Annotated in this window: 13 protein-coding genes; 12 read left to right on the plus strand and 1 reads right to left on the minus strand. The window is 42.6% G+C overall.

All coding sequences use genetic code 11. The features are described from left to right. The first annotated feature begins 104 nt into the window (after window positions 1-104). From JL57_RS05605 to JL57_RS05625, 6 genes are all read left to right on the plus strand, one after another. Window positions 105-1,286, plus strand: coding sequence for a thiolase C-terminal domain-containing protein (locus JL57_RS05605; RefSeq protein WP_034141071.1), 1,182 nt, complete (start codon window positions 105-107; stop codon window positions 1,284-1,286). Window positions 1,287-1,353: 67 nt separating this feature from the next. After that, window positions 1,354-2,142, plus strand: coding sequence for a DUF2148 domain-containing protein (locus tag JL57_RS05610; protein WP_034141072.1), 789 nt, complete (start codon window positions 1,354-1,356; stop codon window positions 2,140-2,142). Window position 2,143: 1 nt separating this feature from the next. Continuing rightward, a complete protein-coding gene (locus JL57_RS05615; protein ID WP_034141073.1) occupies window positions 2,144-2,980 on the plus strand; it encodes a DUF2148 domain-containing protein in 837 nt (278 codons plus the stop codon). Between the two features lie 112 nt (window positions 2,981-3,092). Beyond that, on the plus strand, window positions 3,093-3,188 hold the full coding sequence (locus JL57_RS33600; protein WP_291299755.1) for an acyl-CoA dehydrogenase family protein: 96 nt from the start codon (window positions 3,093-3,095) through the stop codon (window positions 3,186-3,188). A gap of 21 nt (window positions 3,189-3,209) precedes the next feature. Next, complete coding sequence (locus tag JL57_RS05620) at window positions 3,210-4,415, plus strand: thiolase family protein (protein ID WP_034141074.1); 1,206 nt, start codon at window positions 3,210-3,212, stop codon at window positions 4,413-4,415. Window positions 4,416-4,577: 162 nt separating this feature from the next. Then, window positions 4,578-5,930: an APC family permease gene (locus JL57_RS05625; protein ID WP_034141075.1), complete on the plus strand. Its 1,353-nt coding sequence runs from the start codon at window positions 4,578-4,580 to the stop codon at window positions 5,928-5,930. Window positions 5,931-6,182: 252 nt separating this feature from the next. On the opposite strand, the gene JL57_RS05630 is transcribed toward JL57_RS05625, so the two are convergent. Continuing rightward, window positions 6,183-6,899 (minus strand): Crp/Fnr family transcriptional regulator, encoded by a 717-nt coding sequence (locus JL57_RS05630; RefSeq protein WP_034141076.1) that lies wholly within the window; start codon window positions 6,897-6,899, stop codon window positions 6,183-6,185. A gap of 158 nt (window positions 6,900-7,057) precedes the next feature. On the opposite strand from JL57_RS05630, the gene JL57_RS05635 reads away from it, so the two are divergent. The 6 genes from JL57_RS05635 (at window position 7,058) to JL57_RS05660 (ending at window position 14,383) form a co-directional block, all read left to right on the plus strand. Continuing rightward, complete coding sequence (locus JL57_RS05635) at window positions 7,058-8,095, plus strand: low specificity L-threonine aldolase (protein WP_034141077.1); 1,038 nt, start codon at window positions 7,058-7,060, stop codon at window positions 8,093-8,095. A gap of 68 nt (window positions 8,096-8,163) precedes the next feature. Continuing rightward, complete coding sequence (locus JL57_RS05640; protein WP_034141078.1) at window positions 8,164-9,297, plus strand: aminotransferase class V-fold PLP-dependent enzyme; 1,134 nt, start codon at window positions 8,164-8,166, stop codon at window positions 9,295-9,297. 89 nt (window positions 9,298-9,386) lie between these two features. Then, on the plus strand, window positions 9,387-10,880 hold the full coding sequence (locus JL57_RS05645; RefSeq protein ID WP_034141079.1) for a Na+/H+ antiporter NhaC family protein: 1,494 nt from the start codon (window positions 9,387-9,389) through the stop codon (window positions 10,878-10,880). A gap of 706 nt (window positions 10,881-11,586) precedes the next feature. After that, on the plus strand, window positions 11,587-12,282 hold the full coding sequence (locus JL57_RS05650) for a DUF5058 family protein (protein WP_034141080.1): 696 nt from the start codon (window positions 11,587-11,589) through the stop codon (window positions 12,280-12,282). A 25-nt stretch (window positions 12,283-12,307) separates the two neighbouring features. Then, the gene (locus tag JL57_RS05655; RefSeq protein ID WP_291299747.1) at window positions 12,308-13,006 is read left to right on the plus strand and encodes a hypothetical protein; all 699 of its coding nucleotides are present in this window, start codon (window positions 12,308-12,310) and stop codon (window positions 13,004-13,006) included. A gap of 15 nt (window positions 13,007-13,021) precedes the next feature. Continuing rightward, window positions 13,022-14,383, plus strand: coding sequence for an amidohydrolase (locus JL57_RS05660; RefSeq protein WP_034141082.1), 1,362 nt, complete (start codon window positions 13,022-13,024; stop codon window positions 14,381-14,383). The last annotated feature ends 91 nt before the right edge of the window (window positions 14,384-14,474 follow it).

Genomic DNA, 14,474 nt, shown 5'->3' on the forward strand with positions numbered 1-14,474 from the left:
TCGGTGGGGGACTCTACCCCCACCGAAGCAGAGTAGGGGACCCACTCCCACTTGAAGAAGTGGGAGTCTTACGATTGGATCAAAGGAGCAGGAAGGATAAAGGTATGAATAAGCTCGCTAGACAAGCGGTAGTCATGGGTGTGGGTATGACAAAATTTGGAAAACAGTCTAACAGAAGCATTAAAGACCTAGCACGGGAGGCCACATGGAAGGCAATTAAGGATGCCGGGGTGAGTCCTCGGGATATACAAGTAATCTATTGCGGAAATTCGATGGAGGGCTTACTTTCGGGTCAGGAAGATGTCAGAGGTCAGGTGGTGATGAAGGATATCGGATTTGCGGGGATACCAATTATTAATACTCCCAATGCCTGCGGTTCTTCATCAACCGCTTTTCGCGAGGCGTGGTTAGCTATCGCTTCTGGGCTTTACGATGTTGCCTTGGCGGTAGGCTTTGAAAAACTGTATATTAATGACACTGCCAAGGTCAATAGAGCCCTTGCTTCCGCTACTGATCTGGAAATTGAGGGTAACATGGGAGCTTTCTTGCCTGGGCTTTATGCGATGGAAGCGAAACGGTATATGTTCGAGACAGGGTGCACCAAAGAGCAGTTCGCGAAGATTACTGTCAAGAATCATAAGAACGGTTGTTTAAATCCTTACGCTCAGATTCAACAGGAATTGACAGTAGAGGAAGTGCTCAATTCAAAAATGGTTGCTTCCCCTATAACTCTTTACATGTGTTCCCCAATTGGCGATGGCGCTGCTGCTGCAATCTTATGTTCCGAAAGAGTTGCTGCTCAATACAAGGCGAATTCGGTTATGATTGCCGGAATTGGTATGACCTCTGGTGGATATCCAGAAATCGGTCTTAATCGTAATATGCCGACTGCTACGCAGTTGGCTGCAAGAGAAGCTTTTGAGATGGCTGGGATTGGACCGGAGGACGTGGATTTTGCAGAAATTCATAATGCCTTTTCACCTGCCGAGTTTATCTATTTTGAAGAATTAGGGTTTTGTCAGAAAGGTGAGGCTCCGCGCTATCTTGAGGAAGGCAAAACGCAAATAAATGGTACCATTCCGATCAACACCAGTGGAGGTTTAGAGTCAAAAGGGCATCCGGTCGGAGCCACCGGCTTAGCCATGATCCATGAGGCGGTTATCCAATTACGTCGTCAAGCGGGTCCCAGACAGGTCAATTCACCTAGAGTGGGACTCGTTCAAAATGGTGGCGGGAGTATTGGAGGTGATGCAGCCATCATGTGTGTACATCTCTTAACGAAGTAGATAAGCGAATCAGGTTCTCAACGATGATTTAGTACTCATGGGACGTTCAATTACGGGAGGGGAAATCATGGAGAGATTCGATTTATTACGAGGGGAGGAGTATGTCGAGGAGTGGCCTCGTCATTCTCCTCAAGATACTCGGAGAAGAGAAGCTACAATATTAGCCGCCAAGCTATGTATGAATGCGGCCTTTACTGCACCTGTTGCCGGAGGAGTATCTCAAGTTGGGGCACATCTAGTGTATGGGCAGGAAGAACTTGAAAAAGTAGCCCTCAAGATGGAAGAACTTGCTTATCTTAATGCTGCATGGAAAAAAAGGTTTCTTAATGAAGCAGTAATGGTTCGTGAATCAGACGTTATTCTCTTCCTGGGAAACAACCGTGCCCACGAAACACCACTAGATGCAGATTGCGGGCTTTGTGGCGGTTCTCAAGGATGTTCCTTTCTGTATGAAAGGCGTGAAACTAAGGGTGGGCTGATTGACATCACTGACAAAAGAAGTAGCACGCCCATCAAAGGACCCTTATGTGCCTGTAGGGTAAACGATCTTGGTTATGCTTGGGGTTCGGCCGTCTGGATGGCCCAGAGCCTACTGGTGGATGCAAAACCATTTATGAGCGTCGGTCTGGCCGGACAGAAATTGGGATACTGTCCCAAGGCTGCCATAGTCATCGGTATTCCCATGGCAACCCTAGCCAAGAACTCTTATCAAGATATTAATATCGACTATCACCTTGTAAACATGGATAAGATGATTGACAGCACTCGTAAGAACTTTTCAGTTACTCGGCAAACAGCCTCGGGAATTAATTTTGACTATCGGGTTCAATTCCCTAAAAAAGGAAAGGAGGAGTAGTATGAGACTAGATGGCAAACAGGCAGCACGAGAAGCGGTCTTGGAGGTTACCAAGTTAGCGGCAGCCGCAGCTTATCGTTCCCCACAGCTTACGGGTGTACTAGAGATCCAGACCGAAATCATTACAGATGACGATCTGGATCCGCTTATCGAGTTAGCAGGCAGCATTGCCCCAATTTCACCTGTCATGGCGTTTGATTATGAAACCATGAAGTACTTTCGCGAAAAACGGGCACCTTTAGTATGCCTGCTCATCGGAGCCAAACTAGACCGTTCAGAGTTAGCATGGGATTGTGGAGCCTGCGGGTTCGAATCGTGTGCCACGTTCAACCAATGGGCTAAAGATAATGGAAGCATGGGAGCACTTTGGGGAGGTCCATCTTGTCACTGGAAGATGATGGACTGGGCTGCAGCTTGTGACTATGCTTGTGCGGCTGCGAACCAATATCGAATGGATTCACGGCCCATGGCTACTATTGGAGCGGTCTGCGCCAGTGTAGGCTATATGCCCGATTGCACCGCTAGGACAGCAGTGCTTATCGGACCTCCTGGTGAACTAATATACTTTAGCCGTAAGCAGAACAGGGATTCTTCTCCTCTGGAAAAACATAAGCAGTCCTTTCTTAAGAGTTCGCCAATTCACTGGCTTGCCTTCCCGGGAGGATCAAATCCAGTGGTCAAAACCAAAGATGACTGGTGGGAAAACAAGGAATATATAAAACTTGAACAGCTCTCTGAGGCAGAAATGCAATTTGTCAATGAGACCATGAGTAAGGTTACGGAGGTGGCTCTAAAACATATTCCCAACATAACCAGTTGGTATACGTTGGAGAAATAACTCTTTAGGGCTCTATTATTTCACCCGGAGTCTGAAAGTAAAGACGCTGAATTCTTTGCCTAATAAGGGATTCGGCGTTCTATGTTAAAACCAAAAGGGATATCGCTATGAGATTTCCCGTCTTTGGACGGATGCGCGCGTCGATACCATTTATGCCGGCACGTCTGAAGTGATGAAACTCATCGTTAGCAGGGGGATGGGGCTCTAACAGAGGGGGAATTTTAACATTATGACGGAAAAAGTTTATATACTGGATGCGATGCGTACACCCTTTGGCAGTTTTGGCGGTAGTTTGAAGGATATCGAAGTTGATACATTGGCAGGAATGCTGATCAAAGGAATTATTGAACGCAATAATATTCAGCCAGACCAGATTGACGAGGTACACTTGGGATGCTGCGTAATGTCCGTGTGCAAAGACGTTACCGGCTCGGTCATTGCACGTCAAGCCTTGCTTAAAGCAGGTTTACCTGTAGGGGTACTGTCTTCGACGATTGACAAAGCTTGTTGTTCCGCAACAGAGGCTATCAGAAGAGGATATGATACTATCCGCCTGCGGGAAGCGGAGATTGTGATCGCCGGCGGTGCCGAAGTAATGAGTAGAATTCCGCATATTGCCAGAAATTTGCGCTGGGGTATGAAATTAGCAAACTTTGTGCTGGAAGATCCTATTTTCCCTTTGCAGTACAAAGATTTTAATCCGTTGGCGGTAGATGCCGGAGAAGTTGGGCTCGAATATGGGGAGAGCAGAGAAGATTTAGACGTCTGGGCATTCACCAGTCAACAACGATTTCAAGAGGCAGAAAAAGCCGGTAAATTCCAGGAAGAAATCATGCCAGTCGAATCAAAAGATAAAAAAAATAACACTTTTGTGTTTGCCAAAGACGAATTTCCCAAGGCGAATACAACGCTGGAAGGTCTGAAAAAATTATTGCCTATTTACGGGAGTCCAACTGTGACAGCAGGTAATGCTCCTGGTCTTAACGACGGTGCGGCGGCATTAATTCTGATCAGTGAAAGTAAACTGCGGGAGTTAGGTTTACACCCTTTGGCCGAAATAGTTGCCATTGCCTGTATGGCTGATAAACCCAAGTACATCGCGACAGTACCTGGCCAAGCCATCATAAAGGGCTTAAAGATGTTAAATCTAAGTGTCGACGATCTTAAAAGGATCGAAATTAACGAAGCCTTTGCGGCTGTACCGCTGGTATCCAGCAAAATTCTGGGTGATTTTGATGAAGGAAAAGTGAAAGAAATCAGAGAAAAGCTTAACTCCAACGGGGGTGCTATTGCCATAGGGCATCCGGTAGGAGCCAGCGGAGCTCGGCTCGTAGGTACACTGGCGTATGAATTAAGGCGTTTAGGCGGAGGCTACGGGGCTGCCGCTATCTGCGGAGGACTTGCCCAAGGGGATGCTGTAATAATTAAAGTTTGAAGAAAATATCAACAATCCTCGAACCCTGGAGACTATGTCAAAGCACATCAATTTAGTTAAAGAAAAGAAGTTCCAAAACTAGCGGTTTATTTTTGCAGGACATTATGGTACATTTATTAATGTTTTGTTTCTTGAAATATAAGCTAGTGAGGAGAATTAAGGATGGAAAACGGACTGGAAAAAAAGTATGGGCTATTAACTGCGATAGCCATGGTTATTGGTATTGTCATTGGTAGTGGTGTATTTTTCAAAGCGGAAAAGGTATTAAAAGCTACCGGAGGTGATCTTCCTCAGGGTATCTTGGCTTGGAGCATTGGCGGAATCATCATGATTGTCTGTGCTTATGTTTTCGCAACGCTGGCCACTCGATATGAGAAAGTGAATGGTGTTGTTGACTATGCTGAAGTTGCTCTAGGCAGTAAGTACGGTTATTTTGTTGGTTGGTTTATGGCTGCTATCTATTATCCAACGCTAACCTCTGTCCTGGCCTGGGTTTCTGCTCGATACACGTGTGTCTTGCTGGGATGGAATATAGTAGGCAGTGAAGCAATGGCTCTTGCAGGTTTTTTCCTGATTGGAAGCTTTGCTTTAAACGCGCTTTCACCAAAGCTAGCCGGTCAGTTCCAAGTCTCTACGACGATCATTAAGATTGTCCCGCTTGTTCTGATGGCCGTTGTCGGGATTATCATCGGGCTAAGCAATGGCATTTTAGTGAGTAACTTTACGAGTGGTACGATTGCAGATGTGACGAGTGCCAACCCGCTTTTTACAGCTGTTGTTGCTACGGCTTTCGCTTACGAAGGCTGGATTATTGCCACCAGTATCAATGCTGAGCTGAAGGATGCCAAGAAAAACCTGCCTTTGGCACTTACCTTTGGAACCATGTTTGTTGTGTTATTATACATCCTATATTATCTAGGACTTGCTGGGGCTGTTAGTAACAGCGTTATGATGAAAGGCGGCGAAGCGGGAGCAAAGCTGGCGTTTTCCACGGTATTCTCCAGCATAGGTGGTACAATTCTGTTCGTATTCGTTGTCATTTCTTGCTTAGGAACGTTGAATGGTTTGATGATGGGCTGCACCCGCGGTTTCTACTCGTTGGCAGCTCGAGATATGGGTCCTAATCCAAAAGTATTTAAAGGTATTGATATTAACACCAATATGCCGACAAATTCCTCGATTCTAGGTCTGCTGCTGAGCGGTATGTGGTTGCTTTACTTCTTCGGCGCCAATCTAACCGCGGTCCCTTGGTTCGGTTCGTTTAGTTTTGATAGTTCTGAACTTCCCATCGTAACCATTTATGCGATGTATATCCCCATCTTCATGATGATGATGGTAAAAGAGACGTCTCTAAACGGTTTTAAACGTTTCCTCATGCCGTCGCTGGCTATCTGCGCCTGTGTCTTCATGGTGATTGCTGCCTGTTATTCCCATGGCAAGGCAGTCTTGTTCTACCTTATTATTTTCGGCGTTATTATGGCGCTTGGGATGATTATGAACATCGGAAAGAAATAATAGGTTGGCTAAGATGAAAGAAGATGAACTTCCAAGTAGAAGCAAGTATAAGGCTAGGCGTTTAGGGAGGCTACCGATTGGTAGCCTCCCTACTGCACTTTAAAAACAGTAAATTGGGGATTTGGTAAAAAAAGCCTTATACTATTTTATTCAATGATTGAAATGGACAGGCTTTGTTAACAAAAACATAGAACGCCCCAGTGGAGATCTATAACCACAGGGGCATTCTATCTTGTTCTTATCAGATCGGTATCATCCGTAATTGCTTTCTATATAGTATTTAAGCATTATGATATCTTTAATGATTACGTATCCATCATTTCTTTTTATGATGCCAGCCTTCTCCATATTTTTCAAGATATTTGAAGCGGTAACCCTGCAAGTTCCAGCATAAATCGCCATTTCCTGGTGAGTAAATTTTATGTTTAATTTTATACCATCATTGAAGGGTCTCCCGTACTCGTGAGATAGGCGATATAGGCATTTGGCAATTCGAGCAGTCGACGTCATAAACGTTAAATCCTCAATCTGGGTAATCAGAATTCTCATTTTACTGGTTAAATCTGAAATTACTTTATTGCTAATTTCTATGTCTTCATGGACAAGTTTAAGAAAAACCTCTTTTTCGACTCTGTATAAGATACTTTCTGTCACTGCGGTTGATACTAAATAATTAGGCAAATCATCGATGGCTGAAAGCATGTCAATAATATTGCCTTCATCAACTACCATGATGATCTTTTCCTCGCCAGCTTCGGTAAAAACCGAGGTACGCACCCTACCTTGAGATATATAGTAAATATATTGTGATGGCTCAATATCGGAATTTATTATCGCATTCTTTTTAAAGAGTTTTTTTATACCAATTTGTTTTAGAACACTCCAATCAATATTACAAGCTAACCAAGGAGAGTTCAAAAAACGAGGTTGACTAAAAATTTCACTTTCTAAAAGTAGACCTTCTTTCAAGTTTGTACCTCCCTTCACAGTTTTCAGAATATTAAATTATTTTATTGAAATTGTAGCATACTTTACAGAATATAAATAGTCGTCACGGTATAATCAAACTAATACAATCTTAGAACTCGGTTATAAACGTAAGATTGTATTGAATAGGGGTGAAATTAATGCTCAGATATATCGACTTACGGAGTGATACCATAACTCAACCAACCGATGAGATGAGACTAGCTATGTTTCAGGCTGAAGTGGGTGATGATGTTTATGGTGAAGACGAAACAGTCAATAAGTTAGAATCCTTAGCTGAGCGGATGGTTAATAAAGAAGCCGCCCTTTTCGTGGCAAGTGGAACCATGGGTAATCAAGTGGCCATTATGACGCATACAAAAAGGGGAGATGAGGTTATTGCTGCAGACTGCAGCCACATCATCCAAGCAGAGGTTGGCGCTGCAGCGGCGCTATCGTGCGTTACGATAAGAACAGCCGGAACCGTCGATGGTAAACTCAAATTTTCTGAAGTTGAGAACCTAATTAGGGGAAATAATGTTCATTTTCCGACTACAGGATTAATATGTCTAGAAAATGCCACATCTGAAGGGACAGTACATACCTTAGAAGACATGAAAAAGCTCCATAAGCTTGCTTCGAGTCAGGGTATTCCAGTTCATCTCGATGGAGCGAGGGTGTTCAATGCTGCTGCAGCGTTGGAGGTCGAGGTCAAAGACCTAACAAGGTATTGTGAGTCAGTGATGTTTTGCCTTTCAAAAGGTTTATGTGCCCCAGTAGGCTCGATCTTGGCAGGGAGTAAAGAGTTCATTGGCAGAGCCCGTAAATACCGCAAAATGCTGGGGGGCGGACTTCGCCAAGCAGGTTTTCTGGCAGCAGCCGGTATCGTGGCCTTAGAGAAAATGACGGCTAGGCAAGAAGTGGATCATCGGCATGCCAAGCTGTTGGCGCAAGGTTTAAGCCTGATTAAGGGTGTAACCGTGGAGTTGTCCCGCGTTCAAATTAATATGGTTTTTGCAAATATTGCTCAGACCGGTAGAAGTCAGTCAAGTATCATTGAGGCTTTATTAGTAAGGGGAATTAAAGCCAATGACGGTCGACAAGGTGATTATATACGTTTTGTCACGAACTATTGGGTGACAGAAAACGATATAGAGTATGTTTTGAACACCATGAAGTTGTTACTTAGCGAGGAATGAATTTCTTAAGAGAGGTTTGTCATTAAGGGCGTTTAATCTTAATGGAGTTAATAAAGGAGTGTTGAAATATGCAGCAGTATCCATTTACAGAGTTCAGAAAGCGTTTCCCGATCTTGAAAAATCAGATTCAGCTATCCTCCTGTTCTCAGAGCGCGTTAAGCGATCCGGTCAATAAAGCGGTACAGGAGTACATGGCGACCTGGGAAGAACATGGGATGGAGTGGGAGGCATGGGTAGAGACTGTCGAGGAAGCACGCGCTGATTTTGCGACGCTAATTAATGCGGATATCAATGAAATCTCAGTGGTATCTTCTGTATCCCACGCCGCCTCGGCTATTGCCAATAGTTTAAGCTTTGATCAACGCAATAAAGTGGTGGTAACGGAGATGGATTTTCCTTGCATTGGCCATGTCTGGTTATCACAGCAGGCGCGGGGAGCTGAACTTGTGTTTATTGCATCAGAGAACAATCAAATTCCTTTAGAAAAATATGAAAGTATGGTCGATGAAAACACGTTGCTTACGTCCATTCCACAAGTGACCTATTACAACGGTTTCCAGCAGGATGCGAAGCAGATTGCCGAAATCGTTCATCGCAAGGGTTCTTATCTATTTGTGGATGCTTATCAGTCGGTGGGAAATGTTTTGCTGGATGTAAGGGAGATGGATATAGATTTCTTAGCCACCGGTTTACAGAAGTATCTATTGGGGATACCAGGGATCGCCTTTCTCTATATCAAACGAGAGATTGCCGATCAATTGGAGCCTCGGATCACTGGCTGGTTTGGTCAATCGAATCCATTTCTGTTTGATGTTACTCATCTTGAGTATGCAGCAGGAGCACGGAGGTTTGATTCCGGTACTGCTCCGATGATCAATGCCTATGCGGCACGGGCAGCGCTTCGTTTCATTCTTGAAGTAGGAATGGAACGCATCGCTCCTTATCTTAAGGAATTGTCTGCCTTTGCCATTCAATATGCTGAAGAGAAAGGAGTGAAGATAATAAGTCCGACAGATCTTGCGCAGAAGGGATCCAACACGGCAATCTACGTCGAGAATGCAGGGGAAGTGGAACGAAAAATGAAGGAGAAAGGAGTGATTGTTTCATCAAGGAAAAACGTAATACGGATTGCGCCTCACTTTTATAACACTAAAGAAGATATAGCAACCGCAATGGACTTATTAACTGACTTGATTCGATAATCTGGATATCTAGATTTCATAATTCTTTCTAATTAAATAAGCTAAGCTGCAACGGTCTATACCGTATTGTGGCTTGAGCGAAGAAAGGAATGGTCTATATTAAGATTAATAATGAGCTTGAATTTCACGGCGGTTATAAAATGTCCTTGATACCCATGGCGATTTTTATCGGATTCTGTATTGCTTTTTTCATTGTCTTTAAGGTATTTGAAATGGAAGCTTTAGCGATGGGTGGAGTAGTAGGGATCATTGCAGGAAGCTTTTTCAGTAAAAACTGGAAAAAGTATTGGGACTCTGTTCTCGAGGGTATCTCAAATCCAATGACTGGTGTACTCATCATGATTCTATTGGTCGTAGGAATCTTTACAGGGCTTATGGGCAAAAGTGGAGTTGCTGAAGGATTTGTTTGGTTAGGGAATGAAATTGGACTAAAAGGAGGAGTATTTACCGCCTTTACCTTTGTTACTACCTGTATTATTGCAACTGCAACAGGTACCTCAATTGGAACACTGTTTTCTGCTTTTCCGATTCTCTATCCTGCAGGCATCTTACTTGGAGCTAATCCAGCCTTATTAGCCGGTGCAATCTTAAGTGGCGCAATCTTTGGAGATAATCTTGCCCCGATCTCTGACACGACCATCGCTTCAGCTGCAACCCAAAGATATAAGAATAAAGAGGGTAGTGCTGATATTGGTGGGGTCGTGGCAACAAGATTTAAGTATTCCATCATTGCGGCTATTGCAGCAACGGTTCTATATTTAGTTTTTGGTGGTGGTGGAAGTGTTGGAACTGGTGCAACAGAGCTGCTTCAAAAATATACTGACCCTAAGGGATTGATTATGCTGATACCCGTTGCAATACTCTTATATGTTGCTATTAAAACAAGAGATATCTTTACTGCAATAACCTGGGGTATAGTTACAGGTACAATTATTGCACTGGGGTTTGGAATACTAACGTTTAAAGATATTTTAAGCGTAAAGGATGGAGCATTAACTGGCTTTCTGTATACTGGTTTTAGAAATATGATAGGAACTTCCATATTCTGTATTGCCTTGTTTGGAATCGTGGGGATACTTAATGCCAGTGGTACTATGGATAGGCTTGTTAATGCGATCGTTACCAGTGATTTAGCGAAAACACCTCGAGGTGCAGAAATATGTCTGGCGATCGGCATAATGCTGTCATCCTTATCAATGGGGTCTGCAACGGGTCCGGCGATCATTATGTTTGGCCCTATTGCCAATGATGTTGGCAGAGCAGTCAATCTTCACCCCTATAGAAGGGCAAATTTAATTGATGGTTTTGCGAATACAATTCCAATAATTGTTCCCTTTATTAGTGCTTTTATTTTCATAGTGCTGATTGTTATACAAGGACTTCAAAAAGATTACTCCTTTATTCAAACCATTAATCCGATAACAATAGCTTTATCTACGTTTCACCCTATTATGTTATTTATAGTGTTCGCTTTTTCAGTCATTACAGGTTGGGGTAGAGCCTTTGAAGGCGAGAACGGTGAGCCTATCGCTGAATCAAATCAAGGATCGAAAAGCTCTGCTTCAAGAACGAAAAGTGTTTAAGCTGTTGGTGGGAAAATTAACGTCTTAAGATCAGGTGAGTATATAGTTTGGTGGAATAAAAATTTATTCTCACCGTGCCCAAGGTGATGGCTGTAATTGGCAAAGCCTTGGGCACTACGATTTTTTAGCAGTGTGTCAAATCACCACTCATTTCAAAGGAGAGATTTATGAAGATTAAGGTTAACGGTGAAAAATGTGTAGGCTGCAGATTATGTGAAACCATCTGTGTGTACAGCCATGATGGAGAAAGTCCCTAGTGACCTGGTACTTCCCGCAATTTGTCGAACTCATTAAGGGGTCTTCTGGATGGTGTCTTTTTTCTTTCATACTAAGTGATACGGATACTGTTATTCTTCAACCCGATAGTGGTTCATTATCTTTTCAAAGAATCTTGTCGAGTTTTCCTAGACCATTATACTTTCTTGTGAGGGTTAAGCAACCAAAGTTTTTAAAATAAATATGCAATCAAATCTAAAGACATGATAGCTAAAAATGCTACCATGTCTTTTTTACATTTCAGACTAATTCTTTAAATATGCAGGTGCAATATGTGTGACAATTGAAGTTGCGCTACTTTGTAGTGGCAACACTGATGAAAATACTTTCATTATTAACATTAAATTATGAAAGTTTTGACATTGAACAAAATGAGTGAAAATAATACAGTTATATCAAGAACCTTAATAAAAATATGAGGAGGAAGGACATGGATTATTTACAAATTGCCAACAGTGTTCCTATGTGGATAGCAGCAGGGCTAGCGATTTTACTGGTATTATTTCAAGCGTTTATTTTTGCTAAAAAATCCTATGCAACGGGTAAGGAAATCGGGTTGACGGAAGAACAAATGAAAAGCGCAATGAAGAGTAGTTTGATCACGTCTATAGGTCCATCCGTCATTATTCTAACAGGGCTGTTATCACTTTTGGTCACGGTAGGTGGGCCAATGGCCTGGATGAGGTTATCCTTCATAGGCTCGGTAATGTTTGAGTTAATGGCCGCGGGCTTTGGTACGGCAGCAGTAGGTGTCAAGATGGGTATTGACCCCATGACAAATATAGCCTTTGCAAATGCTGTATGGACAATGATTTTAGGCTCCATAGGCTGGATTATTTTCGCAACCCTTACAGCAGGCAAAATGGATAAAGTACAGGCCAAAGTTTCTAAGGGAGATAAAGGACTTCTAAAAGTAATTTCAGTAGCAGCTATGCTAGGCGCCTTTGGTTCGTTAGTATCGGGGCATTTAGTAGCATTGAATAATAATACTATAGCGGCAGTGGCAGGGGGAGCCATCATGCTGGTATTATCCCCTTTAGCTGATAAAAATAATATTAAATGGCTGAAGGAATGGGTTTTGGCAATTGCTTTGTTTGGTGGAATGTTAGTAGCAGTCGTATTTTAAATCAACAAAAACAAAGGAGGTTACTATGATGGATAAAAACAATGATATATTCGAGAGTGACTATTTACCTTATATAAATAAATGGGGTAAGATCACGAATTGGCTAGGGGTACTGGCATCTTTTGGACCAGCTCTGGTTCTGCTCGTCGTCTTTGATATTGTTCCGCCGTTTAGCGCAATCATTACTGCCTTTATAGCCATAGCAAGCGCAGTAGGTATCTTTTGGATTATAGAACCAATGTCCTATTTTCCAATCATTGGTGTAGCAGGAACCTATATGGCATTTATCACAGGAAATATTTCAAATCTTAGAGTGCCTGCTGCAGCAGTATCTCAAAAAGTAGCAGGAGTAGATCCCGGAAGTAAGGAAGGTGCCATTGTAGCAACTCTTGGCATGGCGGTATCGGTTATTGTTAATATTGTAATTTTAGCAGTTGGAGTATTTGCAGGAACTGTCATTTTATCGAAGTTATCCCCAGAGGTAGTGGCTGCCTTTAATTACTTATTACCGTCGTTATTTGGAGCCATATTCATCCAATTTGCACTCATGAAGTTAAATCTAGCCCCAATTGCCCTTGGCATAGGCTTAGCATTAACGTTTGCTTTAAAGGCAGGAGTATTTAGTTTCTTGCCAGGCAGACCAAGCTATATCGTTACGTTAGGAGCAGTATTTGGCACCATAGCTATCGCTACAGCGTTGCAGAAAAGTAAATCCGGTAAATAAGGGAGACTAAAGCTAATGGAAAAAAATGATGTATTGAACTATCTGAATATCATAAAGGATGAAGTCCAGGATTTAAGTCTTAAGGTATGGAGCAACCCAGAAATTTCAGAAAAAGAAAAAGAGTCAGCAGATTTATTTAGAAATGTACTAAAAGTCCATGGTTTTGAAATAAAAGAAATAACAGGAATGGAGCATGCATTCATAGCAGAGTATGGCAGCGGTTCACCTGTCATAGCAGTGCTAGGGGAATATGATGCACTACCAGGGTTATCTCAATCTGTAGATACAAAATTTAATTCAGTGGATAACAATGGTCCGGGACATGGCTGCGGGCACAATCTCCTGGGAGGAGCGGCACTGGGTGCAGTACTGGCAATAAAGAAATATATAGAAGAAACGAAGATGAGTGGTACAATCAGGTTTTACGGGTGTCCCGAAGAAGAAACCCTAGCAGGTAAGGTGAAGATGATAAAAAAGGGTGCCTTCGATGGCTGTGACCTTGCTTTAAGCTGGCATCCAATGAATGCCAACACTGCTTTAGAGAATGCGTTTTTAGCCAATAACTCAATTAAGTTTAAGTTCCATGGTATATCCTCTCATGCAGGACAATCGCCTGAGGTGGGGAGAAGTGCTCTTGATGCAGTTGAGCTTATGAATGTTGGAGCTAACTATCTAAGAGAGCATGTCATTGACAAGGCTCGCATCCACTACACTATAACAAATGCAGGTGGAGCGCCAAACATTATTCCAAAGGAAGCAGAATCATGGTACTACGTAAGAGCACCTTTTAGAAAGGACGTAGAAGAAATAACTGAGAGACTATTCAAGGTGGCAAAGGGTGCAGCAATGATGACTGAAACAACAGTTGATTACGAGATAATCAGTGGTTGTTATGAGATGCTACCGAATAGAGTACTATTTGACCTAACTCATAAAAACATGGTAGAAATAGGTGTCCCGAAATATACTGAGGATGAGCTAGTATTTGCAAAAGCTCTCCAAGAAACCCTAGACCCAAAAACAGTGGAAGGCGAAATAAAGAAATTTATGTCATCAGGTAGCAAAGGAAAAACATATATCCACCAAGGAGTACTCGAAAAGGAAAATGCAAATTCAGTTGTAGTTGCAGGCTCTTCAGATAGTGGAGACGTATCTTGGATAATGCCAATGAACTTATTCCTCACAGCTTGCTGGCCACTAGGAGTGGCAGCTCACTCATGGCAAGCAACCTCATCATCAGGCGCTTCCATAGGAATGAAAGGTATGGTCTATGCAGCAGAGATTTTATCAGGTATGATGTACGACCTATTAAACGACCCAAGCTTAGTAGCAGTTGCCAAAGCAGAATTCAACAATAGACCAGAAAATAGAAAATAGAAAATAGAAAATAAGAAGCTTACAAAAATGATACAAAAGCATTAGGTCCGAAAGGGCCTAGTGTCTTTGTGTTTCGTGAATAGGTTTGCGT

This window comes from Desulfosporosinus sp. BICA1-9, assembly GCF_000802135.1.